This window comes from Streptomyces sp. M41(2017) (genome assembly GCF_002078175.1).
Classification (GTDB): Bacteria; Actinomycetota; Actinomycetes; order Streptomycetales; family Streptomycetaceae; genus Streptomyces.
In genome coordinates this window covers 5,467,937-5,494,529 of the sequence record NZ_MWFK01000001.1, presented here as the reverse complement: position 1 = coordinate 5,494,529, position 26,593 = coordinate 5,467,937, and the positions used below count along the sequence as shown (strand labels likewise).

The 26,593-nt window shown below is 68.7% G+C and carries 28 protein-coding genes and 1 pseudogene; 5 read left to right on the top strand and 24 right to left on the bottom strand.

Annotated features, from left to right (window positions below):
• Positions 1-56: 56 nt before the first annotated feature.
• From B0675_RS24060 to B0675_RS24030, 6 genes and pseudogenes are all read right to left on the bottom strand, one after another.
• Positions 57-398 (bottom strand): annotated as a pseudogene (locus tag B0675_RS24060) (STAS domain-containing protein); the annotation flags it as partial.
• Complete coding sequence (locus B0675_RS24055; RefSeq protein ID WP_081220938.1) at positions 395-1,258, bottom strand: STAS domain-containing protein; 864 nt, start codon at positions 1,256-1,258, stop codon at positions 395-397. The pseudogene B0675_RS24060 and the gene B0675_RS24055, both read right to left, overlap by 4 nt.
• Before the next feature lie 344 nt (positions 1,259-1,602).
• Complete coding sequence (locus tag B0675_RS24050) at positions 1,603-2,037, bottom strand: VOC family protein (RefSeq protein WP_081220936.1); 435 nt, start codon at positions 2,035-2,037, stop codon at positions 1,603-1,605.
• Positions 2,038-2,164: 127 nt separating this feature from the next.
• Entirely contained in the window at positions 2,165-2,902 is a 738-nt protein-coding gene (locus tag B0675_RS24045) for a GNAT family N-acetyltransferase (protein WP_081220933.1), read from the bottom strand.
• Positions 2,903-3,044: 142 nt separating this feature from the next.
• Positions 3,045-3,824: a hypothetical protein gene (locus B0675_RS24040; RefSeq protein WP_179165423.1), complete on the bottom strand. Its 780-nt coding sequence runs from the start codon at positions 3,822-3,824 to the stop codon at positions 3,045-3,047.
• A 364-nt stretch (positions 3,825-4,188) separates the two neighbouring features.
• Positions 4,189-4,725: a YcxB family protein gene (locus tag B0675_RS24030; protein ID WP_081220924.1), complete on the bottom strand. Its 537-nt coding sequence runs from the start codon at positions 4,723-4,725 to the stop codon at positions 4,189-4,191.
• 334 nt (positions 4,726-5,059) lie between these two features.
• Between B0675_RS24030 and B0675_RS24025 the strand changes: the two genes are divergently transcribed.
• Positions 5,060-5,812 (top strand): hypothetical protein, encoded by a 753-nt coding sequence (locus B0675_RS24025; protein WP_081220922.1) that lies wholly within the window; start codon positions 5,060-5,062, stop codon positions 5,810-5,812.
• Positions 5,813-5,904: 92 nt separating this feature from the next.
• Here the strand turns inward: B0675_RS24025 and B0675_RS24020 are convergent, their stop codons facing one another.
• The 3 genes from B0675_RS24020 to B0675_RS24005 form a co-directional block, all read right to left on the bottom strand.
• Positions 5,905-7,167, bottom strand: coding sequence for a DUF6357 family protein (locus tag B0675_RS24020; protein WP_081220919.1), 1,263 nt, complete (start codon positions 7,165-7,167; stop codon positions 5,905-5,907).
• Between the two features lie 75 nt (positions 7,168-7,242).
• The gene (locus B0675_RS24015; RefSeq protein WP_081220917.1) at positions 7,243-7,896 is read right to left on the bottom strand and encodes a hypothetical protein; all 654 of its coding nucleotides are present in this window, start codon (positions 7,894-7,896) and stop codon (positions 7,243-7,245) included.
• 693 nt (positions 7,897-8,589) lie between these two features.
• Complete coding sequence (locus B0675_RS24005; protein ID WP_081220912.1) at positions 8,590-8,817, bottom strand: hypothetical protein; 228 nt, start codon at positions 8,815-8,817, stop codon at positions 8,590-8,592.
• Between the two features lie 243 nt (positions 8,818-9,060).
• Here B0675_RS24005 and B0675_RS41425 point away from each other — a divergent pair, with 243 nt between their 5' ends.
• Complete coding sequence (locus B0675_RS41425; protein ID WP_179165354.1) at positions 9,061-9,219, top strand: hypothetical protein; 159 nt, start codon at positions 9,061-9,063, stop codon at positions 9,217-9,219.
• A 65-nt stretch (positions 9,220-9,284) separates the two neighbouring features.
• Here the strand turns inward: B0675_RS41425 and B0675_RS24000 are convergent, their stop codons facing one another.
• Positions 9,285-9,677 (bottom strand): VOC family protein, encoded by a 393-nt coding sequence (locus B0675_RS24000; protein WP_081220909.1) that lies wholly within the window; start codon positions 9,675-9,677, stop codon positions 9,285-9,287.
• Positions 9,674-9,976, bottom strand: coding sequence for a metalloregulator ArsR/SmtB family transcription factor (locus B0675_RS23995; protein ID WP_081220906.1), 303 nt, complete (start codon positions 9,974-9,976; stop codon positions 9,674-9,676). The genes B0675_RS24000 and B0675_RS23995 overlap by 4 nt, the downstream gene beginning before the upstream one ends.
• 395 nt (positions 9,977-10,371) lie before the next feature.
• Here B0675_RS23995 and B0675_RS23990 point away from each other — a divergent pair, with 395 nt between their 5' ends.
• The 3 genes from B0675_RS23990 to B0675_RS23980 all read left to right on the top strand — a co-directional run bounded on the left by B0675_RS23990 (position 10,372) and on the right by B0675_RS23980 (position 12,733).
• Complete coding sequence (locus B0675_RS23990; protein ID WP_081220904.1) at positions 10,372-11,289, top strand: NADP-dependent oxidoreductase; 918 nt, start codon at positions 10,372-10,374, stop codon at positions 11,287-11,289.
• A 674-nt stretch (positions 11,290-11,963) separates the two neighbouring features.
• Positions 11,964-12,233 (top strand): hypothetical protein, encoded by a 270-nt coding sequence (locus B0675_RS23985; protein WP_081220901.1) that lies wholly within the window; start codon positions 11,964-11,966, stop codon positions 12,231-12,233.
• A 137-nt stretch (positions 12,234-12,370) separates the two neighbouring features.
• Positions 12,371-12,733, top strand: coding sequence for a hypothetical protein (locus B0675_RS23980; protein WP_081220898.1), 363 nt, complete (start codon positions 12,371-12,373; stop codon positions 12,731-12,733).
• Between the two features lie 211 nt (positions 12,734-12,944).
• Here the strand turns inward: B0675_RS23980 and B0675_RS23975 are convergent, their stop codons facing one another.
• The 13 genes from B0675_RS23975 to B0675_RS23915 form a co-directional block, all read right to left on the bottom strand.
• Entirely contained in the window at positions 12,945-13,493 is a 549-nt protein-coding gene (locus B0675_RS23975) for a hypothetical protein (protein ID WP_081220895.1), read from the bottom strand.
• Between the two features lie 177 nt (positions 13,494-13,670).
• Positions 13,671-14,411 (bottom strand): 3-oxoacyl-ACP reductase FabG, encoded by a 741-nt coding sequence (gene fabG / locus B0675_RS23970; RefSeq protein WP_081220892.1) that lies wholly within the window; start codon positions 14,409-14,411, stop codon positions 13,671-13,673.
• A complete protein-coding gene (gene cofC / locus B0675_RS23965; RefSeq protein ID WP_143661083.1) occupies positions 14,408-15,088 on the bottom strand; it encodes a 2-phospho-L-lactate guanylyltransferase in 681 nt (226 codons plus the stop codon). The genes fabG and cofC overlap by 4 nt, the downstream gene beginning before the upstream one ends.
• Entirely contained in the window at positions 15,085-17,655 is a 2,571-nt protein-coding gene (locus B0675_RS23960; RefSeq protein ID WP_081220887.1) for a bifunctional FO biosynthesis protein CofGH, read from the bottom strand. Before B0675_RS23960 ends, cofC begins: the two co-directional genes overlap by 4 nt.
• 31 nt (positions 17,656-17,686) lie before the next feature.
• Positions 17,687-18,844, bottom strand: coding sequence for an acyl-CoA dehydrogenase family protein (locus B0675_RS23955; RefSeq protein WP_081220884.1), 1,158 nt, complete (start codon positions 18,842-18,844; stop codon positions 17,687-17,689).
• 59 nt (positions 18,845-18,903) lie between these two features.
• Positions 18,904-19,560, bottom strand: a complete 657-nt coding sequence (locus B0675_RS23950; RefSeq protein ID WP_206602727.1) for an enoyl-CoA hydratase/isomerase family protein — start codon at positions 19,558-19,560, stop codon at positions 18,904-18,906.
• Positions 19,557-20,606: an LLM class flavin-dependent oxidoreductase gene (locus B0675_RS23945; RefSeq protein WP_081220883.1), complete on the bottom strand. Its 1,050-nt coding sequence runs from the start codon at positions 20,604-20,606 to the stop codon at positions 19,557-19,559. The genes B0675_RS23950 and B0675_RS23945 overlap by 4 nt, the downstream gene beginning before the upstream one ends.
• A gap of 138 nt (positions 20,607-20,744) precedes the next feature.
• Positions 20,745-21,068: an NIPSNAP family protein gene (locus B0675_RS23940; protein WP_081220882.1), complete on the bottom strand. Its 324-nt coding sequence runs from the start codon at positions 21,066-21,068 to the stop codon at positions 20,745-20,747.
• A complete protein-coding gene (gene npdG / locus B0675_RS23935) occupies positions 21,065-21,733 on the bottom strand; it encodes an NADPH-dependent F420 reductase (protein ID WP_081220881.1) in 669 nt (222 codons plus the stop codon). Before npdG ends, B0675_RS23940 begins: the two co-directional genes overlap by 4 nt.
• 190 nt (positions 21,734-21,923) lie before the next feature.
• Positions 21,924-22,397: a VOC family protein gene (locus tag B0675_RS23930; protein WP_081220880.1), complete on the bottom strand. Its 474-nt coding sequence runs from the start codon at positions 22,395-22,397 to the stop codon at positions 21,924-21,926.
• A 189-nt stretch (positions 22,398-22,586) separates the two neighbouring features.
• The gene (locus tag B0675_RS23925; RefSeq protein ID WP_081220879.1) at positions 22,587-24,218 is read right to left on the bottom strand and encodes an AMP-binding protein; all 1,632 of its coding nucleotides are present in this window, start codon (positions 24,216-24,218) and stop codon (positions 22,587-22,589) included.
• Positions 24,200-25,654, bottom strand: coding sequence for an aldehyde dehydrogenase family protein (locus tag B0675_RS23920; protein WP_081220878.1), 1,455 nt, complete (start codon positions 25,652-25,654; stop codon positions 24,200-24,202). The genes B0675_RS23925 and B0675_RS23920 overlap by 19 nt, the downstream gene beginning before the upstream one ends.
• A gap of 23 nt (positions 25,655-25,677) precedes the next feature.
• Positions 25,678-26,565, bottom strand: coding sequence for a TIGR03619 family F420-dependent LLM class oxidoreductase (locus B0675_RS23915; RefSeq protein ID WP_081220877.1), 888 nt, complete (start codon positions 26,563-26,565; stop codon positions 25,678-25,680).
• Between the last annotated feature and the right edge of the window lie 28 nt (positions 26,566-26,593).

The following is a 26,593-nucleotide window of genomic DNA, read 5'->3' as shown; positions in this document are numbered from 1 at the left end:
GGATCGGCGAGGCCTTCCGGCTCGGACTCGCCGAGGGAGGCGACGCGGGCCTGCTCCAGCACCCGCAGGCCCTTGTCCAGGGTCAGCGCGGTGCGCACGCCACCGAGCGACAGACCGAGCTCCACCAGGGTGATGGCCACAGCCGGGCGCATGCCCACCACGACGGTCTGGGCGTCCAGCAGACGCGAGATGGAGGCGATGGTCGACAGCATCCGGCCCACGAAGGAGTCCACGATGTCCACCGCGGTGATGTCGATGACCACTCCGTGGACGCCCAACTCGACGACCTTGGCCGCCAGGTCGTCCTGAAGAAGCATCACCGACTGGTCGTCGAGGTCCGTCTGGATCGAGACCAGCAGGACCTGCCCGATCTGCAGGACCGGGACACGCTCGGTCACCGGGTACCGGCCTGCGGCGCGGTGCGGGAGAGCGTGACACCGGAGCGGCGCAGGGCGTGCCGCAGAGCGTCGGCCAGGGTGGCCTTCGTCACGATGTCGCCGAAGTTGATGCCCAGGGCCACGATGGTCTGCGCGATCTGCGGGCGGATGCCGGAGATGGTGCACTCGGCACCCATCAGGCGGGCGGCCACGACGGTCTTGAGCAGGTGCTGGGCGACTTCGGTGTCCACCGCCGGGACACCGGTGATGTCGATGATGGCCTGCTCGGATCCCGTGTCGATGAGGGCCTGGAGCATCTTCTCCATGACGACCATCGTGCGCGCCGAGTCCAGGGTGCCGACCAGCGGAACGCCGATCACGCCGTCCCACAGCTTCACCACCGGCGTGGACAGCTCCAGAAGCTGTTCGGCCTGCGCCGAGATCAGCTCCTCGCGCGTCCGGGTGTAGACCTCGATGGTGAACAGGCCGAGCGTGTCCAGCAGCCCGGCGAACTTCAGGTAGGCCTCCAGGTCGCCGCCCGAACGCGAGACGGCCGGCTCCAGTACCTCCTTGAGAGCGAACACGCTCACCGCGGTCTCGGTGGGAGTGAACCCCTGATGGGCGCGGTTGCGAGACAGCTCGGTCAGCAGCGCCCGCACCTCACCGAACGCCTCTCCGCGGCCGTCGAGACTGCCGGCGCCGAGCGCGGCCACCAGCGCGGTGTAGATCTCCTGCAGCTCCCGCTGCACCTCGGCACGGCTCACCCGCCCGCCCAGCGAACCGGTGACCCTGTCCGCCCACTCGGCGCCGAGATCCTCACCCCGAACCGTCAGCAAGCCGACCAGACGATCTGAAATCCCGTCACCAGCCACGAAACACATCCTTTTTTCACAGTGGCCACGCGGCCTTCACGAACCTTAAGCCATCCAGGTGAGGGGCGGGGTGGTACCCCATTGCGCGATTCTCAAACCCAGTCAGCCGCCCACGAGAGTGTGTTGTCGCCATCCCCGTGAGGGCTGGTGGATCGTCCGGGCCGCACCTTGGGCGCCGCGTCGCTCAGCGTCGCCCAGATCGGGCCCGCCGGATCCAGCTACACCTGAGCCTTCGTACGGTGCCCGTAGCGCACAGTGGTTCCTCCTCGCCCGCTATGGCTGATGTTCCTCTCCTTCGGCTCTGTGCTCGCCATGGGCGTCCTGCGGGCACTGCACCGGCCGTTTCAAGGCCCTCAGTCGATGCAGAACTCGTTGCCCTCGATGTCCTGCATCGGGATGCACGACTCGTTGACGCCATCGGCGAAGAGGCTCTGCACGTGTACCGCGCCGAGCGCCACCAGCCGTGCACACTCGGCCTGGAGTACGGCGAGGCGCTCCTCACCGACCAGTCCGGTACCGACCCGCACATCGAGGTGCAGCCGGTTCTTCACTGCCTTCCCTTCAGGGACCCGCTGAAAGTACAGCCGCGGGCCGACACCCGAGGGATCCGTGCAGGCGAACCAGGAATCCCGCTGCTCCGGGGGCTGCGCGAGCTTGAAATCGTCCCACGTGGCGAACCCGTCCGGGGGCGGCGGGACGACGTACCCCAGCACCTCGCACCAGAACCGGGCGACCCGCTCAGGTGCCGCGCAGTCAAAGGTGACTTGAAACTGCTTGACCGTTGCCATCTGTCCTCCGTAGCGCCTGATGCCTACCGAAACCCTGCCCGAAGCCGCCCGGTACGGCAGCCGGACACCGCGTCACAGCCGGGTGCCCACGGTGCCGGGCCACCATGGGCACGCGTACTGTCCCTGTTCAGTTGTGCCGCATCCAGATATTGGGCTCGCTGTACACGCCACGATCTGCGGAGCGGTCGACCCGAAGCACGGTCAGGCCTTGTGGAATCACGTAGTCGCCCGATTCCGGGAAGACCATTCCCGTCCACCGCTCCCACTCGGCAACCCTGCCGGTCATCGTCTGCGAAGCGGGCGCGGCCGCGAGGATCTCGGCACCAAGACGCTGATGGGTCCGTATCCAGGGGTCAAGTGCCATGCCGTCCTCACGGCTCCACCTCATGAAGGACTCGATGGGTGTCAACGGATACTGGGCCTTCATCGTCGGGCGAACCGGCACGACGATCCGGACCAGGCCGGCTTCCTCGGCGGTCCGGCGCAGAGCCTTGAGGATCTCACCCGCAAGTCCGCGGCCCTTCAGCGACGGGGTGACGACAGCTCCGCAGATGACCAGGGTGTTGGCTTCGGTCCCCCGCTCACGGCCTTCGACGGCGCGGACAAGGGCTTGGCTGTATCCGGTGGGGAGTGTGCCGGTCAGACCGTCCCAGTGAATCGGTACACCCCAGCCCGCCGCAACGGGCACCTCATGCTCATCCACCAGCATGAGGTCAAGACAGGCGAACCACTCACGGACCCTGCCGATGTACTCCTTCACCAGGCGGTCGGCAGAGATGAACTCCGGAAAGCCCTCACTGAAGAGCTCCTTCAGCTGCTCATCCGGCCACGCGCGCGCGTCAGTTCGCTCGATCTTCAATGCCATGCCCGTTCATAGCACACGAGTTCTCGGCAAACTCGACACCGTCGTCCCGCCGTCATCGAGGACGGTGTCGTCTGCGACCGCGGACTCGGCCCGAAAGCCCAGGCATCGGCTCGTGGCCGGCAGGCGAGTGCGCCCGGGGAGGTCACTTCACTACGACGTTGTCGCCGGCCGAAGTCGACGGCCCGGTGGTGGTGTTGCCGTAGTACACCCAGCGCCACGTGCCCGTCTTGGATGCCTTGACCGTTGTCCTGAGATTGCCCGAGCCGTTCGCGTACACCTTCTTCACCGTGGTGTAGGAGGTGGCTCCGTTGGGCTTGAACTGCAGGGTCACCAGGCGGCCTTCGTAGGAGGCGTACTTCCTGGTCTCCCAGTTTGCTCGCGTCACCTTCCCGGTCACGGTGACGGTGCTGCCCTTGGTCACGGGCTCGGGTGAAGCGTTGACCGTCAGACGGGAGTTGCGCTTGACGTAGACGGTGAGGCCCTCGTCGTCGGTGTCTCCGCCGTCGGTGTTACCGGCTGCATCCTCGTAGTACACCTCGGCTCCGACCTTCCAAGCGCCGGCCTCGCTGTTCTCCATCTCCCACTCGCTCGGGTCGAAGAACATCGTCTCGTCGATGTCGCAGACGCTCGGGCTCACCCTGATGCAGTCGCTCGTCTCGATGGCGTGCCACAGTCGATCACCCGCGTCACCGCGGTACAGGAACACCGCCGGCCACTTCCATCTGTGGGTGGTCGTCAGCCTGAAAGTGGTGGGCGCCGTCACCTCGTTCGACACCCCGATCACGATCGGCTTGCCGCCGTTCACGTGGACGCGGGTGAACGAGGCCCCGCCTTCGGCCGCGCCGGCCGGAACCGCGGCCACGCCGGTCAACACGGCGGCCGCGCCACCGGCCACGACAGCTCTCCCGAGCTTCTTCCCCACTTGATCCCCGATCTCTGAACCGATACGCGCCGAAGACTCGTCCTCCGGCGCGTTTCTCAGACAGCCGGGAATCACACGGGGTTGCACACCCGCGGATCACGATCGGGCATCGGACGATCGACGCCTCGCACGAGGCGGCGCGTAAGACATTGGTGTGGATCTCCGGCAACGAGACGCTCAACGAACTCCCAGCGCCGGCGGCGGCCTGCCGGGCAGATCGAGCCGGGTGGGCGGCGGTGAGCACGACCCGGCCGGCCTGGTGCGGCAAGGCGGGCGGCGCGGGCGGTGACGAGGTCGACGCCTCCTGCGCCTCGACGGCTCGGAGGGCGAGGCCTCGTTCGAGCTCGCTGCGACAGCCCTGGTGTCAGAGCCTGCGGATGTGCCGGTCCAGCAGGGTCCGGATTCCGTCCACGTCCGCCAGCTCTCGCACGCCCCGCTTGGGCAACACGGTCAGGCACGAGACGTCTTTGTCCCCGCTGAGCAGGACGAAGGTGTCGGCCGTCTCGGCGTAGTGCGGGGCCGCGGTCCAGTTCAGCCGGCTGGAGCCACCCGTGTTGCTGACGGTCGCACCGGAGTCGTCGACCCTGGCGCTGTACGCACCGTTCCGCGACGCGATCTTGTGGAACTGGCGGGCCGTGAGCCAGGGCTGCAGCACGAACATCAGCACGGCGATGAAGCCGGCGAGCACCAGCGAGTGCGTGTCGGGGGCCTCACCCTTCGCCAGCGGCACCACCGATACGCCGACGAGCACGGCCACACCCATCACGGCGAACCGCTGGGTCCGCTGGGCACGGCCCGACGCCTTGGCCCGCGCCGTGAGCGCCTGTCTCATGTCCTCACGCGTCAGCTGGTACTCCAGCTCGACGTACTCCCCCGCCGTGATTTCCACACGGTCCTCCATGAGCCCTCCCCTGGGACCTCTTCATGATCGAACGAGGGGAGAATAGCCTGCGAACAGGCCGGTGACACCCGCGATTTCCTCGTCGTGGCCCACCGCGAAGGGCTACCGGCAGGCGGGCCGCCGGCGCGCCGCGACGCCGACCGGACAGACCGCCGCGAAGCGGGCTACGCAGTGATCCATTGGGCCGTTCCGCCTGTCGTCCAGCGGGGTCGGGCCCGGGGTCGAGGAGACAACACCCGAGGTCATGGCCGTACTATCCCCCCTCACAGATGCGATCCAGGGGTGGGCAGTGAAGAACGTCGTCATACGAAGATGGGCCGTCGGCGCCGCAGGCATGGTCCTGGGCCTCGGAGCGGTCGGCTGCGGTGCCGAGAAGGGCGGGGGCTCCACCGCGGTCGACGCGCCGGGCGCGGAAATCGCCGCGCGCACGGCTCCCGCCACGACGTCGACGCCGACGAGCCCGGCACAGCGCCCCCTGACGCAGGATCAGCTCGAACGCGCCGTGGTCGGCAAGCGGGACCTGCCGGGGCTGGAGGTCACCCGGCTGGGATCCGGCACGGACGGCTTCGGCGACGGGACCGTCAGTGCCCTGTCCGCCGAGGACACGCGTCCCGCGTCCTGCGCGCCGGTCAGCTCCGCCGTCAGCGGCGGCGCCAGCAGGTACGCACCGCTCGGCAGCGTGACGCGTATGGCCCAGACCAGGAGCGGAACCTCCACCTTCCACCTCGTGTCCTATCGCGCGGCCGACGCCGTGCGGGTGATGGACGAACTGCGGTCGGCCCTGGCGACCTGCACGACCTACACGGTGAAGTGGCCGACGGACACGACCTTCGAGAACCTGCGCTCCGCCGGCGATCCTCATCAGGGCGACGACGGAGTCTCGTTCCGGCTCGACGTCGTGTCGTCCTCTCCTGTCGGCGGCGACGATCCCGTCAGGACGCTCCAGAGCTTCCAGGTCATCCGCTCGGGATCCACCGTGGCGGTCTTCTCCGCGTTCGACACCGACGCCCACAAGGTCAAGCAGGTTCCCGCGGCGCTCGTGGCCGCCCAGATGAAGGTCCTGGGAACCGGCGGCCACCGGTCGTAGCGCGCTCAGGTGGATCGTGTTGCCGAGCTCCGCCCATGGGCTGGGCGGAGCGTGCGCCGGCTCCCTCCCCCGCACCCCGGCCGGATCCGGGGCTACCGGGTGTCGCGCCGCCGACGCGCGCGTTCGAACTCGGCGACATCCGACATCCAGGGGCCGTGGTGTTCGAGTGCGGCGCAGCCGCCGCGGACGAAGGCGCTCACCAGGCTGCGGTACCCGGCGATCCCGTCGACCAGGCTGTACTCGACCCGGTACTCCGGATCCGCCCCGCCTTCACCCTCGCGCAAGGTCGTGATCCGGGCGATGGAGTCGGCGTAGAAGTGGAGCTGGATGCCTTCGCCCATCTCCTCGTCCTCGATGGTGAACACTTCGTTGTCCGCGGCGGAGCGATCCCCGACGAACTCCCAGAACTCCGCGGTGGCAGTGCGCGGACTGTTCCGTAGCCATCTCTTCTCGGCGCCTTTGTCGTCGGTGAACGACAGGGCCGTCTTCATCGCACTGCCACCGGGTTCGGCGCGGTGGTCGGCAGCGGCCTCGACGTCCTCCATGGGCGTGCTTCCAGCCCGGCCCGCGGCCTCCGAGCACATCAGGAAGCCCACGGTGCGCACAGCGTCATCGACGAGTTCAGGATGTGCACGGCGCACGACCTCCTGGACCGTCGTCTCCATCCGCGCCCAGTCGCGCCTGTCCGTAGCGCGCTTTCCCCGTCGTGGATCGCGACCGATCCGCATCCCGGCGCACGCCCGCTCCGCAGTGGCGATCACCCGCATCACCTCGGGCAGCAGAGTGGGATCGACGGCGTCGGGCATCCGCCTCGGAACGGTCGCGCCGTGCAGATACTGGCCGGTATACCTCAGAATCGCGGCGTCGAGGGGACCGAGTGCTGCTCCGCGCTCGGCCCTACGGTGGTTCGCGTGGTACTCCTGCGCTCGTTTCTCGTTCGCCGTCTCCGTCGCCGCGCGCATCGCCGCGCATACCTGACCGCGCTCCAGTGGACCGATGTCGGCCCCGTGCGCGATGAGACGTCTCCTGTCCCAACGGATGCGCTGGAAGAGCGCGTCGACGTCCCCGGGAGCGGCGAGGAGGATCGGGTCCAGGAGCGCGACGGCAGCGTTCTCGTCGAGTCGGCCCCGGGGCCCGGCGGCGTCGCACAGCGGAAGGACCGCGCTCCACAGCAGCAGGTGTCTGGCCAGGTCCTCCTGGATCACCTCAAGGTGCGCTTCGCTGATCGGGAACGTGAACGTGCGGGGATCGTGGTTGGCGTCGGCCCCGGCACCGAGCATCAGCTTCAGTTCGCCGTCCTCACGGATCACGTTCGGGATCCAGCCGCTCCGGCGCGCAAAGACGACGTCTCTCATCGGCTCAGTCCTCCCCGGAGCGGCGCCCGGCCGGCGTCACGGCGATGTCGTCACCCCACCACCCGTGCCACCTGTTCACGACCACCGTGCACATTCCACGTCGAGGCGCGGGTCGGTGCGCACCCAGACTTCGCCCCGTGCCCTCTCGGCCGGGGCGTCGACTCGTTCGATGCCCAGGAACTCGAGCAGCATGAGCAGTTCGGCCCGTTCGGCTCGGTCATCGTCGACGCTGTGCGCGTCGAAGAACACATGGTGCCGTCCGCTGGGGTCCACGCTGCCCGAATCTGCCCAGATCCGAGCGACTTCCTCGATCGCCGCCGCTTCCGTCGTCATCGTGGCGGCGCGGGCGGCACCGCGGGCTTCCGGTGACGCGTCGAGGTGAGCTACGTCGGAGATCCACTGGCCGAAGCGGTCGAGCCCCTCATATCCGTTCTCGAAGAACAGCATCGCGCTCGGGAGACAGCGATTGCCCCTGTCGACCTTGAGGTGCTCCGACCGAGGGCGGTTCCCCTCTTCGGTCCGGGAGATCACACCCCGCTCGGGCATGAGCACCAATCGCTGCCCCGCCGGTTCGTCACTGATGGTGTAGGTCTCGGAATCCCGATCACGGAAGAACGCAGAGAACGCCACGTAGGCTTCCTGAGGGTCGCCCACAGAGACCTGTTGGTCGTCGCCATCACCTACAGAGAAGACGAACTGTTTCGGTCCGGGGCTGTAGGGGCGAGCCATGTGCGGATGCGTCCTTCGTTCACGTGTGATGGCTCCGCCAGCGTAGTCGAGTCGGGAGCGCACGGAACGGCGAGGAGAACGGTCGGCAAGGCCCGCCCCCCAACCCCGTCAGCCGTCTCGCCCTGTCGGGCCCACCTCGCCTCGGCGGAAGGCCCCGGGCACGACGGGCGGCGGAAGCACCGTTCGTAGTCGCAGGTGAGGGCGCATGGCGGACGGAATCCGAGCCCATGCACTCACACACACGCGCACGCGGTCAGTATCCGGTGCAGTGCATCTCCTCGGTGCGCATGCCTCAACTGTTGGTGCATCCGCATGGCCGAGAGACGCTGAAGCCGTATGCCCGGGGTATCCGCCTGAACATGCTTGCTCTGATTGCCTACCGCTCCTACCACGGCACAACAACCGTGTGGGCCTTCGTCGTTGCCATGCTCATCGTGCTGGTGGCCGCTTGGTACATCCGACGCCGAAGGTAGCCGCGACACCTGGCAGCGCGAGAAGGAATCCCCCGACGGCCAGTCCATGTTGCACTGCCCCACTGAGGCCACCTGGATGCCGACCGCGACGCTGAGCCAACCGGCGGGCACCGTCACGACGTCACGCAGCTGATGCCCATGCGGGAGGCGACACCCCGCATACGCTGGACGCGCGGGCAGCCGGCCCCGGCTGCTGGTGCCAGCCACCGCAGGTGGTCGTCTACTTGTCCGCCCGGTAGAGCTTGATGTCCCTGTTGACGAAGAGGTGGACATAGCCGCACCGCCAGCAGATCAGGCCGGTGGCGCTCTCGTCGGCCCAGGCCAACTTCATGAACTCCATGCCGGTGCTGTTGAGCAGGACATCCCGCTCTCGGAACAGATCCCCTTTGCAGACCTGGCAGTTGAGCCAGACATCGCCCAGTGCCGCACGTACCGGCTTCTTCGCCATCGCCCGAACGCCCCCGTCGTTACTTTTTGCAGTCGGATGAACCTATGTCTCCGACATGCGCAGAACTACTGGTTTTGAGCAAGATCAGAGGTTCTCCGCGACCACGGCACCAGCGCCCGACAGCAAGCCACCACTCTCCCAGCGCACATCCCGACCGGCGTCGACAATCGACCGGCGTCGTTGCGCACGGAAACCGGCCGCTCGTGCACTACGTCAGTCAACTGGTGCCGGGGGAAGGTGCACATGACCAGGTTGACTGTTTCACTCGGCGGCGGCCTGCTGGTCGCCGGGACCACGGCAGGGGTGTGGTGGAACTGGTCCCACGAGCCGTGCGCCCTGGTCGACGCGCCCAAGGTCGACGTGAAAGGTCTCGGCGACGGCGGCCCCGCGGCAGGCTCGTAACGACACCCACGAAGGACCTGACACAGGACCGGTGGAGAACCTCAGCCGCGTGCCAGCAGGATGCTTTACCGCGGCTGTGAGGCGATCTGGATCAGGTTGCCGCAGGTGTCATCGAAAACGGCCGTGGTGACGGGGCCCATCTCCAGAGGCTCCTGAGTGAAGTGGACGCCGAGACCGAGGAGGCGCTCGTACTCCCCCTGTACGTCGTCGACCGCGAACTGGGCGAGGGGGATGCCGTCCTGGACGAGGGCGTCGCGGTAGGGCTTGACGGCCGGGTGCCCGGCGGGTTCCAGAAGGAGTTCGGTGCCGTCGAGTTGCTCGGGCGAGACGACGGTCAGCCACCGGGCCTGCTCACCGAGCGGGACGTCGTGCTTCTTCACGAAGCCGAGGATCTCGGTGTAGAAGTGCTCGGCCTTGGCCTGGTCGTCGACGAAGACGCTGGTCAGGTGGATCTTCATGGGGTGACTTCTTCCGGTGGGGAGGGGTCGGGCACGGGCCATCGTTCGGTGATCCGCCGCAGCGGCGAGGTGTTCAGGTCATGGAATTTGTAACGGCCCTCCCGCCGCGTCTCGACGAGACCGGCGGCTTCCAGCACGGCGAGGTGCTGGGAGACCGCCTGCCGCGAAAGGCCGAGCTGGTGCTTCATGGACAGTCGCGAGCAGATCTCGAACAAGGTCTGTCCGGACTTCAGCGCGAGCTCGTCGAGGATGGTGCGGCGGGTGGCGTCGGCCAAGGCTTTGAAAATGTCGTCGGCCACTCCGTCACCTTAGGCAAGTGTCGGCTTGCCTATCAAGTCTCAGGGCTCCGTGTCGCCAGTCCGAACCACCGGCCGAGGGCGCAACCGCGGCGGACGGCCTCGCAGCACCCGCCGACGCCCGCCGACGCGACGCGGCACCCCAAGCGTGCGGTGATGCCGCGCCTCGCGGTCGAGAGGGCCCTGGTTGGCCCAAGGTTCTGCCATGAAAATGGACCAAACTCTTGGGCTGGTCCGCTCCTACGATCGGAGAGGTGCCGACGCACGAGGAGCAGTCCGACCGGCACTGTCCGAATCGGCCGGACGTCTCCTGTCACCCCGTCGAGGGGCTGCCGGACGGGTCCTCCATCCCGGCAGCGTCTGCACCGAAGAGACAAACGACCAAGGAGGCAATTCCCATGAAGGCGATCGTGGTGAGGGACCGGACCACGGGAACGGCCGGGATGACGCTGGAGGAGCGGCCGGAGCCGTCTGCGGCGATCAACGACGTCATCGTCCGGATTCACGCATCGGGCTTCGTGCCCACCGAGCTGGAGTGGCCGTCGACCTGGACCGATCGCGCCGGCCGTGACAAGACCCCGTCGATCCCCGGCCACGAGTTGGCCGGAGTGGTCACCGCCCTCGGCTACGGCACGACGGGGCTGTCGGTCGGCCAGCGGGTGTTCGGCCTCGCCGACTGGCACCGCGACGGCACCCTGGCGGAGTACGTGGCGATCGAGGCACGTAACCTCGCGCCCCTGCCCGGCGACGTCGACTACACGGTGGGCGCCTCCCTGCCCATCTCAGGGCTGACCGCATGGCAGGGACTGTTCCAGCACGGCCGCCTTCAGCCCGGCCAGACCGTCCTCGCCCACGGCGCGGCCGGCGCGGTAGGGACGATGGTGACCCAGCTCGCACGGGAGGCCGGCGCCTACGTCATCGGCACCGGGCGGGCCGGCGACCGCGAGAAGGCACTCGACTTCGGCTCGCACGAGTTCGTCGACCTCGAGCACGACACGCTGGAGGACGTCGGCGCCGTCGATCTCGTCTTCGACGTCCTCGGTGGCGACGTCCAGAAGCGATCCACCGCCCTGATCAAGGCTGGAGGAACGCTCGTGTCCGTCGTCGGTCCGGTCGAGGCACGACCCGCCGAGGGCCTGGCGGTGGACTTCGTGGTCGAGGCCGATCGAGCCGAACTGGGCGAGATCGTGCAGCGGGTGCGCGACGGAAGGCTGCGGACGAACATCGGTGACGTCTCGACCCTCGACGCCGCCGTCGCCGCCCTCAATCCGACCGAGCGGCGCAAGGGAAAGACGATCATCCGCGTTCGCCCCTGAGGACTCGGGGACGGCGACCCCCGTGGGTCCGGGCAGGCGGTAACCACGCTGGTCAGTGGCGACTGGTGGACCGTCGGCATGACGTTCGTGGTGGTGGTCGACGGTGATGCCGCTGGGTGGCGTCGGCCAGGAGGCGCTGACGGCGGCCACCCGCAGTGATCAGGAGCGGCGCCTGCGGGCCGTTCACCCTCGCGCTCGCGGGGTCAGTTGATCGTCGACGTCCGTCCAGGGCGGGAGCCATGGGAGCGGGGGCGAACACATACGCCACCACGAACCGGGCGAAGCCCACGAGCGGGCACAAGGCGCCGCCCGACTGGGCCCCCTTCGCATCACACAGCCGCGAACTCGCTCAGCGCGGCCCACACGACACGGCGCCCACCTCTAGGCTCTCAGTCACTCCGACCGCCGCCGCAGCCGGAGTTGATGGCCGGGCCACAGTGGCTCCGGCGCCACGCCCGCCTGCGCCTGGCCAGCGCCTGGCCTGCGAGCGGGCCCCTCACCTGACGCCCGGCAGCCCAGCGTCCGCCATCGCTGGTGCTCGGCATGGACGATTGCGGGCTCGCGTCAGCATCCGGACAACTATTTGAACATGTTCAACACTGCTGGCAAGATGACGCTCGACAACCGTCCCCGGTGGAGAGCGGTTGCTCCTCTACCTCCCGAGGATCGATGACATGGCTCTGACTCTGCTCCTGTCACTGCTCGTCGCTGGGCTCGTCGTCTTTGCGGTCACCGTGCTCGGCATCCATGCCCTGCTGCTCGGACGCATGCCCGGCCCACAGCCGGCGAGATGGATCCACCGCCCCAGGCTCTGGGGAGTCGGCGTGCTGCTCGTGGTCTGTTCCGCACGGTTCGGCGGCGCCACCGCGCTGGTGATCGGGATCGGGCTGGTCACCCTGGGCCACGTCGTGAAGCCCGCACCCCGACCGCAGCTGCCCCGTTGATCCGACCCGATACCCGGCCTCCGTGGCCTGGTCCGGCACAGGCAGCCCCACCCCGATCCGCTGAACCAGAAACGCCGCGCAACACTCGTCCGCACTTCACTACGCGCAGTCGAGAGGGGCTGACATTGCCAGAGGGTGTGAAGGCCAAGCAGGTCTGGAAGTCGGGCCTGGTGTTCGTGGCGGTGGAGGCGGTCTGCATCGGCGCCGCTCTGTGGTGCCCCGGCGAGCTCGTGTTGGCCTTCAGCACCGGATGCATCTCCCCTGGCGCATGGCCGGCAACCTCGCGCGAGATGTTCGACCCCTCCAGGGTGATCGCGGTCATGGCCCTGGTCATCATCAGCGTGGTTGCGACCGTACTCGCCTATCGGATACCCCTGCAGCAGTCGGAGGCGAAGCAACGGTCGGTTGCGGCTCTGAAAGGGCAGTTGGGGTTGTCTCTCGTGATCATCGGGGTCACTGTCGCCCTTCATGATCCGCACCGCGTATACCTCTGCGGGTGACTTCGACGCGTCAGGCCGCCGCTGTCGGCGTACCGCGGTGACGTGCGGCGGCCGTCGGACCCCCGTGACCAACCAGCCAACAGCCGTCGGACGATCGGTCGGCCGGCCCGCGGACCTCGGCGTCTCCCGCGATTTCTGATCCACCGGTGGCAGGACGCGGCTTGAGCAGTCGCGGTGTGGCCCGCCGTCTCGTAAGCCGCAGCCACCGGGGTCATGCCTCGGCACGCGCCTCCGGAGGCGGTACCGGGGGCCCAGGCGGTCGCTCGATGGTGAACGCTCGGGTGACCGGATCGACCCGGGCCGACAGCACCGTCCCCTGTGTGGCGCTGCCGAACCGGTAGTCCGGGACTTCATCGCTGCACTCGAACGGTTCGAAACCGGGGCCGCTGATGCGCATCAGGAGGCGGACCTGGTCGTAGTGGTCGTTGGTCGGCGGAGCGGAGGCGACCGCCAGAACCAGCGCGGTCGCGTCGACGCCCAGCGCGGCGAGTCGGAGCGTGGCACGCCGGTCCTCGCGCGCGGAGAGGAGGGTGGACAGCCCGACGCAGGCGATGAACGCCGCGGCCAGGGCGAGGCCGGCGCCGGCCCACACCCAGCCGCTGCCCGTCGCATCGAGGTCGGCGACAGTGCGGACGGTGACGTAGACGAAGGCCCCTCCCGCGCCCAGGAACAGGGCCGCGCCCACGGTGCACGCGACCGCTGTGATCACCGGGCCCTTGGGGTCCAGCAAGGCGGGTTCGTGGACACGAGCGCTGGCCATGGTCGCACCCTAGCCAAGGACATGTGGCGCGGGCAGGGGTGCGACCCGGTCACGCACGTTCAGCCGGAGGGGGGCGGCAGCTCCGAGCGCTCTCGGCCGCCCCGATCTGGACGCTTGTGTGGTGCGTCGGCGCATGCTCTGAGCCCTCGGTACTCGAAGGCACCGTGTAGTCGTTGATCACATGTGGCGGCCTCCGGTCACTTCCATCACCGTGCCCGTGACGTAGGACGCCAGGCTTGATGCGAGGAAGAGCGCGACCGACGCCACCTCTGATGCCTCGCCGACCCGTTGCATCGGAATCTCGGCCAGTTTGGCTTCCCAGATGGGTGCCGGCATCACCTCGGTCATCGGTGAGCGGATGAGGCCTGGCGCGATGGCGTTCACTCGTACCCCGTGATGCGCCATCTCCTTGGCCGCGGCCTTGGTGAGGCCGACGATGCCGGCTTTGGCCGCCGAATAGTTGGTCTGGCCGACGAAGCCGACCTTGCCGGAAATGGAGGAGAGGTTCACGACGGCACCGGAGCGCTGTTCACGCATCACGGCGGCGGCCAAGCGCGTGCCGTTCCAACAACCCTTGAGGTGGACGTCGATCACCTGCTCGAACTGTGCCTCGGTCATCGTCCGCATGGTCGCGTCCCGGGTGATGCCCGCGTTGTTGACCATGACGTCGAGGCAGCCGTATGTGGAGACGCACCGGTCGACGGCGGCCCGGACGTCACCGGCGTCAGTGACGTCACAGGCAACGACCGTGACGTTGTCACCCGCGTCGAGGAGTTCGGCGGCGCGGCGACCGGCCTGGGCGTCCAGGTCGGCGATGACCACGCGCGCACCCTCACGCAGGAATGTCTCGACGATCGACAGCCCGATGCCCTGGGCACCGCCCGTGACGATCGCGGCTTTGTCGCTCAACAAGCTCATCGGTGTGCTCCAAGACAGGGAGGTGCGGACGGGGAATGCCCGAACGTGCTGGGATCGAGCCGGGCGAGCGCCTCGGAGAGGTTCGCGTGGTGCGCGATCGGTGCGACGAGCAGCAGATGGTCGAGGTGGTCGACGTCGAGTCGCAGGGGCGCGAAGCGAGGTCCGGTCAGTTCGAAGGCGCCGGTTCGGCGGTGGGCGTCCCTCGAGCCGATGCCGTACGCCGAGTGCAGTGAGTGTCCCGGAGCCGCCGTCAGCAACGTGGTGCCGCGATGGTCCGCGTCGGCGACGAATGTCCGGTCGCGGGTGCGTGCCAGGGCGAGGGCATGGCCGAGGACGGCCGGTTCGATGAGCGGGAGGTCTGCGGGCAGCGCGGCCACGCCGCACCGTGGACGGACCGCCCGCGCCGCCCGCTCACCCAGGGCCAGCGCCTCGTTGAGGCCTGACCCTGGAGCCAGGACATGGTGGACACCCAGGTCTTGGATCGCGGCGAGGTCCCGGGCCCGGTCGAGGACGACGATCACTTCGCAGACCCCGGGAGTCGCCCGTGCGGCTGTCACAGTGTCGCGCAGGAGCGCGCGGGCCACTCGTCGGCGGTCCCGGCCGTCCAGTTCCATCCGGCTCTTGGCCAGCCGGAGATCCTTTTGCGGGACGACGACCGCCCACGGCCATGGCGTCACCGAACGAATCCGACGCTGAGCGGCACGACGCGGTGCACTTCCGCGTCGAACCTGCCTGCGGCTTGCGCTCGTTCGGGGGTGACGAAGCCGTAAGTGGTGGTGCGCTGCCGAGTGGGCCTGCCTGCCGCGGCCGCCAGTTCCTTGATCCCGGCGACCGTCTTCATCGATCCGTTGGTCGATCCCGCCATCCGGCTGATCGTCTCCTCCATCAGCGTGCCGCCGAGGTCGTTGGCTCCGCCGCGCAGCATCTCCTCGCACTGCTCGGGAGACAGTTTCACCCAAGAGCACTCGATGTTGTCGATCTGGCCGTGCATGAGCAGCCGGGCCAGGGCGTGTACGGCGCGGTTGTCGCGGCGCGAGGGGCCTGGACGGGCGATGCCCGCCAGATAGATGGGCGAGCTCTGGTGCACGAAAGGCAGGGGTACGAACTCCGTGAACCCGCCTGTTTCCCGTTGCAGCTGAACCAGTGTTCGCATGTGGTCGACCCAGTGACGTGGCTCGTCGACGTGGCCGTACATCATGGTGGCCGTCGTTCTGACGCCGAGTTCGTGCGCGGTGCGGATGACGCGGAGCCATTCCGCCGCCGGCAACTTCCCCTTGGTGAGGACCCAGCGGACCTCGTCGTCGAGTATCTCGGCGGCTGTGCCCGGCAGGGAGTCGACGCCCGCGGCGCGTGCCTCGGTCAGCCATTCGGCGACGGAGATCCCCCTGCGCGAGGCGCCGCTGATGATCTCCATCGGTGAGAAGGCGTGCAGATGGATGTCGGGACGACGTCGCTTGACCTCGCGGGCCAGGTCGAGGTGGACGGTGCTGGGCAGCTCGGGGTCGATGCCGCCCTGCATACAGATCTCCGTCGCGCCCACATCCCATGCCTGCTCGACGCGTTCACCGACCTCATCCAGGGAGAGGCGGTAGGCGTCCGCGTCGGTGGCTCGCTGGGCGAACGCACAGAATCGGCAGCCGACGTAGCAGACGTTGCTGAAGTTGATGTTGCGGTTGACCACATAGGTGACGAGGTCGCCGACGGCCGAGCGGCGGACCTGGTCGGCGAGCAGGCACAGCGCGTCGAGCTCTGGTCCATCGGCGTACGCCAGTGCCAGTGCCTGTTCCTGGGTGAGGCCGGCCGGGTCGTGCTCGGCCGCACGCAGGGCTGCGGCCACGTCGCCGTCCAGCCGCTCGATGCCGCGCGCCCCGCTCCCTGTCGGTTTGTTGTCGAGTTGCTCGGCCAGGGCCTGCCAGTCGCCGAAGGCGTTGTCGAAGTCGCCGCGTGTACCGGTCCTGCGACCCTCCTGGTCGATCGCGACATGGAGGTCGGTGCGCCCGGAGGAGACCACGTCGGCAGTCTCCTGCCAGGGCAGGCCCACCGGGAGAGCGTCCGCCGCCAGTCCTGTGGCCTCGTCCGCCAGTGCCTCCAGGTGCGGTAGCACCCGGGCGTCGGCCCAGGGGCTGCCGGCACGTATGTACTCCGGCTGCACGGCCAGCCGCTCGCGCAGTTCGAAGCCCGCCTCCGCGGTCAGCTCGGCCAGGCGCTCCAACTGGGGCCACGGGCGCTCGGGGTTCACGTGGTCCGGAGTCAGCGGCGAGACCCCGCCCCAGTCGTCCACGCCGGCGGCGAGCAGCAGACGCAGTTCTTCGGCGTCGGTGAGGTTGGGCGGCGCCTGGATCCGCATCCGCGGGCCCAGCAGGACCCGTGCCACCGCGATGACAGCGAGGTATTCCTCCAGATCCGCGTCCGGCGTGGCCATCATGGCCGTGCCGGGTTTGGACCGGAAATTCTGCACGATCACTTCCTGGACCGCGCCGTACTGCCGGGCGAGGCGGCGGAGCTCCAGCAGAGAGTCGACGCGGTCGGCGGGACGCTCTCCGATGCCGATCAAGATCCCCGTCGTGAAGGGGATGTTGGTCCGGGAGGCGTCCTCGATGGTTCGCAGCCGGAGTGCCGGTTCCTTGTCCGGTGAACCGTAGTGGCAGCCGCCCGGTTCAGCCCACAGCGAGCGCGCGGTGGTCTCCAGCATCAGGCCCATCGATCCGGCCACAGGCTTGAGCTTCTGCAGTTCCGCCCAGGACATCACCCCGGGGTTGAGGTGCGGGATCAGCCCGGTCTGCTCCAGGACGAGGATCGCCATCGCGCGGAGGTAGGACAGGGTGTCCTCGTAGCCGCGGGCGTCGAGCCAGTCGCGCGCGGCCTGCCAGCGGTCCTCCGGCCGGTCTCCAAGGGTGAAGAGGACTTCCTTGCAGCCCAGTCGGGCGCCCTCGCTGGCGATGTCCAGCACCTGATCGGGGGTGAGGTACGCCTCCTCCACCCGGCCCGGGGTGGTGGCGAAGGTGCAGTAGTGGCAGCGGTCCCTGCACAGTCGCGTGAGCGGGACGAACACCTTCTTGCTGTACGTCACGACACCGGGCCGTCCTGCGTCCCCGAGTCCCGCCGACCGGATGGAGGCCGCGATGGAGCACAGCCGGGTGAGGTCTTCTCCCCGCGCTTGGAGCAGGGCGATGGCTTCCTCGCGGTCGATGCTCTTGCCCGCCCCGGCTCGGGCCAGCGCTCGGCGAAGGGATGTGGTGGTCACTGGGGCCTCCTCACATGGACGGCGGAGCGCATCAGCCGGCCCTCAGTCCCATGGAGCGGGCGATGAAGTCGAGTTGGACGGACGGTGGGCCGGCGACGACCCGGGCGATGATGCCGTCGGAGTGGTGCATGGGCAGTGTGTGGTCGCGGACGTAGCCGTACGCGCCCTGGATCTGGATGGCCAGGGCTGACGCCTCGGCGTAGATCTGCCCGGTCAGGAATTTGGCCATGGTGCTCTCCGTCTCGCAGGGGAGGCCGGCGTCGAAGAGTGCGGCCGCGCGCTGTACCGCGCATCGGGCGGCGTCCATCCGGACGTACGTCTCCGCCAGTGGAAGGCTCACTCCCTGGTAGGAGGAGATGCTCCGGCCGAACTGCATGCGCTCGTTGGCGTAGGCGACGGTCATGTCGAGTACCGAGGCGACGCTGCCGAGGAAGCCGGAGCTGATCATGATCCGTTCCAGGACCAGGCGTTCTTTGAGGATCTGCCAGCCCTGTCCCGGTTGGCCGAGCAGTGCGGTGTCGGGCAGTTGGACGTCGTGCAGGAACACCTCGTAGATGCCGCTGATGTTGCGGCCCAGTGCCGGCATGCGGCGGACCTCGACGCCCGGGTGGTCGGCAGGGACGAGGAACACGGCCAGGTCGTCTCGTTTGCGTCCGCTGTCGCCGACCTTGACGAGCAGTTCCATGACCGCTCCCGGCAGTCCGGCGCCCTCGCAGTAGGTCTTCTGGCCGTTGACGACCCAGCCGCCGTCGGTGCGCTCGGCTCTCGTGGTGACGCTGGCGGCGTCCGAGCCCACGTCGGGCTCGCTCACCCCTATCGCGAATCGGCTCTCCCCGCCGAGTACGGGGACCGAGTAGGTTCGCCGCTGGTCGGGGGTCCCCCAACGGGCCAGGTCGCGAAGGCCGCTGAAGTTGAGGTTGAGCAGCGCCACGAGGTCCGAACTGGCGCGGCCCACCTCCTCGCACAGGGTGGTGAGCAGGCCGGCGACGTTCTCGACGGGCTCGTCGGCGTCCGTGACCATGTCGTACCAGCCGAGCTTCGCGATCTCGCGGTACAGCTGTTCTGGGTAGGAACCCTCTTCGTCCCACATCTGGACGTCGCGCTCCGGGGCGCGGCGTGAAAGGAACTTACGGGCCGTGGCTCGCAGTTCCGCTTGTTCTTCGCTGTCCATGAAGGCGCTTGCGCGCATGATGGTCCCCTTTCTGGGGGATTCGGACGGCCGGGTCGGTGCTGCTGTCTCAGGGGAGTTCACGTGGTGAGTGCGGTGCGAAGGTGGCGGAGAAGGTCGGGGGGCGCGGCCGCGAACCGGTCCGCGAGGTGACGCGCTCGGCTGTGAAGGTCGGGGGCGGGGACGACCTCGACGAGTCCCAGGCGGGCCAGGTCGTCCGCGGCGAGGCGTTCGTCGGCTGCGAGCAACCGGAACGCGACCGTGGCCCCGACGCGGTCGCGTAGGCGCCGCACTGTCGTGTCCGGGGGGAGGAAACCCAGACGGAGTTCCGGGAAACGAAAGGTCGCTTCGGGGGCCGCCAGGGTCACCGTCGCGGCTGTGGCCAGAGCCCAGCCCGCGCCGACAGCCGGTCCTTGGACGGCGGCGACGGATGCGGGGAAGGAATCGATGAGGTCGCAGACCTCCTCGATCAGTCGACGGCGCAGGCCGGGCCGGCCGATCGCGGTGCCGTCGTCGGCGCGGATGTCGGCTCCCGCGCAGAAGGCAGTACCCTCCGCCCGCAGCACCAGGATGTCCGCGCCGTGGGTGCGGGCCTCGTCAAGTGCTCCGACCAGGTGCTGGAGCAGCGGGATGTTGAGGGCGTTGCGGGCGTCGGGGCGGTTGAGGGTCACCGTCGCCATGGAGCTGTTCCGCTCCGTCAGGCACAGTGCCGGGGCCTGGTCGGCGTCAAGGTTCACAGGATCTCCGGGAGGATCTTGGAGGTGAGGAGTTCCACTGCTTCCGCCGGATCCGGGCCGACGGGGGCCCCGACGTACGCCTCGGTGAAGCCCGCGCCACGCGCGTACTGCAGCAGTTCCAGGAGCGCGTCGATGCAGTCGGTCGGCGTGCCCGAGATGATCAGCTGGTCGGCCACCTCCTGGGGAAGCAGTGCGGCGGCCTCGCGCAGACTCGCGCCTGCCTTCACGGCCTCCCGTGTCGGCGCGTAGTCGGACTGCTCGAAGCCGGCCCGTTGCAGGCTTTCGTGCGGCTGCTGCGCGACGATGAGCGTGGCCTGCCTGCGCGCCGCAGCGGTGGCTCGGTCGCGGTCCGTGGAGACGGAGACGTTCACGCCGTAGATGCGGGTGAAGTCGGCGCGCTCGCCACGCTCTCGGCCGCGTTCGAGGCGATCGAGATTGCTGACCGTGTCGAATTGCCCGCTGCGGAACGCGGCCAGGCTGTGCGCGGGGAAATTGCTCGCGCAGATGACGCCGTCGGCCAGCTCGCCGGCCATCTCCAGCACCTGGGGTCCCGCGCCTGCGACGATCACCCGCACAGCGGGCTGGTCGACCCAGTCGAGTGAGACGCGCGCCTCTTCGCGCAGGCCGAGGTCCGCGCAGGTGAGGGGGAAGTCGCCCAGTCGGACGCTGTCGCCCCGCCAGAGTGCCCGGCAGATCCTGATGAGCTCCGCGACGCGGCCGACAGGGCTGCGACGCTCCATCAGCGCGCTCACCAGACCGCCGCCTGTGCCGATCCCCATGCTGACCTGGCGCCCCACTGGCATGAACTCGGCCAACGTGGCCATCGTGGAGGCCTGTTCCAGTGGGTTGCGACCGAAAGGGAACGTCACCGCCGTGCCCACACCGGCCCCGGTGCGAGCCGCGATCGCGCCCAGGACGGCGCCCACGCCGCGCGACTGCATCTGGTCCGTGACCCAGATCGTCTCGAAGGTTCGGGCGGCGACCTCGGCGACCTCCACGATGCTCGGTCCGGCGGCCCAGGCGTGTAGCTGAATACTCTTGATCATCGAGAGCCTCAATTCACACTGACGAACTATGTCCACGATGTGGAGCAGGTGGAGTATCGGTCCACTCCGGTCAAGACCCTGACCGCCTCTCGGCTGGTCGTACGCAGCCGCGCTCGAGGCAGCGGGAGGGTCCGAGGATCACCTGCGGGCGTCGACGTAGTCGGGCTCCACGAGGTAGGTGCTCTCGATCCTCTCGATCAACGGCCCGTTCGCTTCGGTGCGTTCCTTCAGCGCGATCCACCGCGGATCGGCGCGGAAGGCCTCCCAGAAGGCCACGGCAACGTCAACGTCGGCGAACGCGCAGAGATAGACGATCCGCCGCCGCTCCCCGACGGCGTGCCAAAAGCCCCGAAGGTCGAGTCCGACCTGGTCGAAGAGGTCGAGGGTCTCTTCACCGAAGCGGCGGTGCAGGTCCTCGGCGCGATCCGGCAGCGCGACGTACTCACGCAATTCGAGGATCACGCGGGGATTCCCGAGATCGAGACGCCGGAGCGCGTCTTGTAGCGGCGGTTGATGCCGATGAGTACGGCAGTGAGCGGCTCCAGTTGGCGTGCCAGGCGCAGCGCACCCCCGTCGACACCGGGTCGCCCAGTGATCGTCGCGGCGAGAGCGGCGACCTGCTCCTTCGCGTCCCGGTCGTCGCCGACCACCAGGACGTCCTCATGCTCCAGGGGCCCTTGCGCATCCCACAGCGACACAGCGGAGAGGTGGTGGAACGCGCCGACGACGACTGCGTCGGGGACGAGTTGCTGCGTCTGTTCCGCGGCGCTGCCCTCCTCGACGTCCAGCCCGTAGGCGCCGCGCTTGTCGAAACCCAGCGGGTTGACGCAGCTGATCACCAGCTTCCCGGCGAGGTACGGGGCGAGGTCACGCACGAGCTGCTCGTGACCGTCCCACGGCACCGCGAGCACGACCACCCCGGCCGTTCGGACGGCAGCCGCGTTGCTGAGGCCTCGTACGTGCTCCCCAGGCCCGATACGGCGCCGGATCTCCTGTGCGGCTTCTTCGGCGCGCTCGGCGGAGCGCGATCCGATGACGACTTCGCGGCCCGCCCGGGCGAAGTGCAGGGCAAGGCCCTTGCCCTGCGGGCCGGTTCCTCCCACCACAGCGATGGTGTGTCTACCCACGGTCGGTGTTCCTTTCGAAGGGTGCCGTCAGCCGGTCACCGGGCAATCGGCCCGGCGCGACTACGCCAGGGCACTTGGGATCAGAAGGGTCAGCCGGCGGCTTCGTCAGCGCCGCTGCGGGAGAGATCGGCCGTCACCGTCCGCCGCTGTCGACGGTGACGGCCTCTCCCGCGTTCCGTTCGAAGGCGCCTCACGCGTGAGCGGCGGCGTCCCCCACCAGCTCGACGAAGTGGAAGAGCGTGCCGTCGGGGTCGACCGCGAAGAGAATCCGCCAGCCGTTCACACCGTCCGGACCCATGACGGTCTGCGGCGTGTGCAGGAACTCGACACCGGCGGCGCTCAGCCGGTCGTACTCGCCCTGTATGTCGTCGGTCAGGATCGAGAACCGGCACAGGCCGGGGTTGACGGTGTCGGCGATGGACCGCTCACGCGTCGCCGGGACGTCGCGCCACTCGATGATGTCCAGCATCGCCTCATCGGGTGAGTTGTTGAGCCGCATGTGCGCGAAGCGCAGTTTGCTGCCCTCCTCGATCATGAAGGCCCGGGCCAGATTGACGTCGTCGACCGCCTTGTCCTGCACGACCTCGAAGCCGACGTGCTGGTAGAACTCGATCGACCGGTCCATGTCGGTGACGTTGATTCCCACATGCCAGAACTTGCGCATGACGCTTCCTTCCATCCGTACGTTCTTGGTCGTCGCGGGCCCGGGTGCGGCCGTCCACGTTCGGGCGGCATGGGCGGGTACGACAGGGGGGCTTCGGTGGGGGCGCCTTCTCGTGAGGGCGGATATCAACAGCAGATTCCTGAGCCCTGGGCCTGCGCGCGGCCCTCCGTCGAGGGGCGTCGCTCCGCGTCAGTGGCTGTGTGAGGTGAGCCGGCGCCTGAGGAGCTTTCCGGTTTCGTTCCTCGGCAGGGCCGTTACCACCTCGAACTGCCGAGGTCTGGCATGCGGGCCGACCGAGGTGGCCACCAGTTCGCCCAGCTGCGCGCGGAGCGGGTCGTCGAGCCCGCCGCTCTCACCGTCGCCCTTGCTCTCGCTGAGCCTGAGGAACACCTTGATGTGCTGGCCGATCTTGTCGTCGGGTATGCCCACCGCCGCGGCCTCCAGAACGCGCGGGTGTTTCACCAGAGCGTCCTCGATCTCCGCCGGCCCGATCCGGTAGCCGCGGCTCTTGATGACGTCGTCCACGCGACCGAGGTACTCGAACCGCCGCGTGTGTGCCCGCCGGGCCAGATCTCCCGTGCGGTGCCACGTGCCATCCGGCGGTACCGCACGTGCCGACTCCGCGTCCCACACCCCGAGCAGGGCAACGGGATCGGGGAGCCCCACGGCGATCTCGCCGACCTCGCCGCGACCCACCTCCTGGCCGTCCTCGCCGAGGAGGGCGATGCGGTGCCCCGGGTAGGCCGTTCCCATCGTGTCGTCGTCGACGGAGCCCAGGACGGCAGCGTCACCGATGAGCGCGTTCGCCTCGGTCTGCCCGTACGCCTTGTTGACGGCCTGGGCCAGGTGCAGCCGAGCCCACGCCATCTCGGAGCGGCCTGCCTGCTCGCCACCGGTGACGACGGCCCGCAGTCTGCGTTCCGGCGCCCGGCCGTTCGCCTGGAACAGGCGCAGGACCGACGGCGGGAGGAACGCGGTGGTGACGCCGCACCGGGCGAAGAGGTCGAGCGCCGCGTCCGGGTCGAAACGCTGCTGCCGCTGCGCGACCACCGGAACACCGAACGACCAGGGTACGAGCAGCCCCAGCATGAGCCCGCCGATCCACCCCCAGTCGGCCGTCCCGTAGTAGACGTCGCCCGGCTCGAAGAGCTCGAAGGCGCAGTCCACACCGGCATGGCCGAGCAGGACTTGGTGGCCGTGGACGATTCCCTTGGGTGGACCACTGGTCCCGGAGGTGTACATCAGGAGTGCCGGCTGCGTCGGTCCACCGGCATGGGGGGCCTCGCGGTGCGGCTCGCCGGACTGCTCGGCGACGAGCTGTCCGTCGGCGTCGTCGACCCTCAGGACGATACGGTCCTCGATCACGCATCCGGTCGACATCAGGCGGTCGAGCCCCGGCCCGTCCGTGACAAGGACCTTCGCCCCCGAGTCGCCCAGGCGATGAGCCACGGACGCGCCGGCCATGAGCCGGGGAACCGGAACCAGTACGGCCCCCGCGGCCAGCACGCCGAAGACCGTCTGCGCAGCGGTGGGTGAGGGTTCGAGATACATGGCGACGCGGTCACCCGGGTCCACGCCACGTGCCTGCAGGACGCCGGCAATGCGCAGCGCCGCACGTTGGACCTCGCCGAAGGTGATCTCGGTCGGCGCGTGCGGTCCGACGGTGAGCAGGGCCACCGCACTCGGATCGTGGCCGAAGAGCGCGTCCTGGGTGATCGAGTAGTCCGGCGCCGGCCTCCAGTGAGTGACCCCTCGCAGTGCGCGCAGCCGGGACACCACCGGCCCGTCGGCGCCGTCCGGCGCTAGTCCAGCCGCGCCCATATGCTCTTCTCCTTCGTGAAACTCTCGATCGCGCTCTGACCGAGGTCGCTTCCGTGGCCGCTGTGCCGAAACCCTCGGTACGGCGAGGCGGGGTTGAGTACGCCCCAGCTGTTGATCCATACGTTCCCGGCGTCCAGAGTCCCGGCGAAGCGCAGTGCCCGGCCCACGTCGCGGGTGAAGACACCGGCGGCGAGGCCATAGATGGTGTCGTTCGCCAGGGCCAGCGCCTGCTTCTCGCCTTCGAAGGGCAGCACGCCGAGTACGGGTCCGAAGATCTCCTCGCGCGCTATCCGCATGTCCGCGGTGACGTCACCGAACAACGCGGGCCGGTAGAAGAACCCCTGACCGGGACGGTCCTGCGGTGTTTTCGTGCTTCCGGCCAGCAGGACCGCGCCTTCTTCCACGCCGGAGAGGACGTAGGAGTGGACCGAGTCGCGCTGCACCGCGTTGATGAGGGGGCCGATTTCGGTCTCCGGGTCGAGCGGGTCACCGATCTTGGCGGCCTCCACCCGGGCCTTGACCAACTCGACGACCTCGTCGTAGATCGGCCGTTCGACCAGCAGTCGGCTGGGAGCGGTGCAGGTCTCGCCCTGGTTGCCGTACATGGCCGTGAAGGCCACGTCGGCGATCGTCTTCGGGGAAGCGTCGGAGAACGCGACCAGGGCGGACTTCCCGCCGAGTTCGAGCGAGGTGGTGATGAGCCGGTCGGCGGCCATCCGGCCTATCTCCTGGCCCACCTCGGTGGATCCGGTGAAGGTGATCTTGCCGACGTGCGCGTTGCGGACGAGCGCGTTCCCGGCGACCGAGCCCCGGCCGGGCAGGACGTTGACCACCCCGGCGGGGATTCCCGCCTCCAGCGCCAGCTCACCCAGCGCGACCGGTACCAGCGGGGCCAGTTGGGCCGGCTTGAGGACGATGGCGTTGCCCATGGCCAGGGCGGGCGCGATCTTCCAGATGGTCTGTACGGCAGGGAAGTTCCACGGGGTGATGGCGCCGACCACACCGATCGGCTCGCGCACGGTGTAGTTGAGGAACCGCCCGGGCGCCTGAGTGGTCCGTCCTTCGATCTTCGTCACCAGGCCGGCGAAGTACTCGAGGGTTTCGACCATGATGGGCAGATCGATCGAGAGTGACTCGCGGATGGGTTTGCCCATGTCGCGGGTCTGCAGCTCGGCGAGTTCTTCCTTGTTCGCCTCGATGAGCGCCGCGTAGCGCAGCATCAGGCGCGTTCGTTGGGACGGTCGCATCCGCTGCCACACCGTGGCGCCGGCGCGCGCGGCCTCGACGGCACGGGCGACGTCGTCCGCCGTGGCTTCGGCGACCGTCGCGATGACGGTGCCGTCGGCCGGGTTGACGCTGTCGAAGGTCGCCCCTGTCGAGGCCGGGGCAAGCTGGTCGCCGATGACCAGCGGGACATGGGAGGTCAGAGCACGCACGGTCGGTCTCCTTCGCTCGGGGGTCAGGGAAGGCGGTGGGCGGTCGGCAGGACGTCCTCGGCGAGCGCCTGGAGTTCCTCCATCGCGGAGTCGAGCGTTGCGTGCTCGAAGGATGTGTCGCAGATGAAGTGGGTGACGCCGAGGTCGCCGTACGCCTCGATGGTTTCGGCGTTGTAGGGGGCCTTGCGCAGCGGCCTCGCCGTCAGCGTGATCTCGCCCATGTCACGGCCTGCCTCCTCGACGTACCTGCGGAGGGTGGCGAGGTGGCCGGCGTATTCCTCGGGGCCGACCGCCAGCGGATGCCAGCCGTCGCCGATGGCGGCTATGCGGCGCAGTGACGCCTCGCTGTAGCCGGCGAACCAGATGGGGATCGTGCCGCGCACGGGCTTCGGATACATCTTGAAGTCGTGCAGGTTGTAGAACTCGCCGTCGAAGTCCACCTCGTCGTCGGCCCACATCTGCCGCATCGCGTTGACCATCTCGGTCACCCGGCGCCCCCGGTCCTTGAAGGGCGCGCCCAGGGCCGCGAACTGTTCCTTCATCCACCCGACGCCGATGGCGACGGACAGCCGACCCTTGGACAGGACGTCGATGCTCACGAGCGTCTTCGACGTCGGTACCAGCGGCCGCCAGGGGAGGATCAGACAGGATGTACCGAGTTCGACTGTCTCCGTAGCCGCCGCTGCCCAGGTCAGGGCCGTCAGGCAGTCCAGGTACGGGGTCTCGGGCGACCAGAGGAACTTGCCGTCCGTCGTGTACGGATAGGGGGTCTCCACCTTCGTGGGCAGCGCCACGTGATCGGTCATCCACAGCGAGTCGAAGCCGATCTTCTCCGCGTAGCGGGAGACCTCGCTGATCGCGTCCGGTCCCGCCCACGGTCCGGCGCCGGGGATCCTGATACCGACCTTCATATGATGCTCCTTCGTCTGAGTTTCGAGG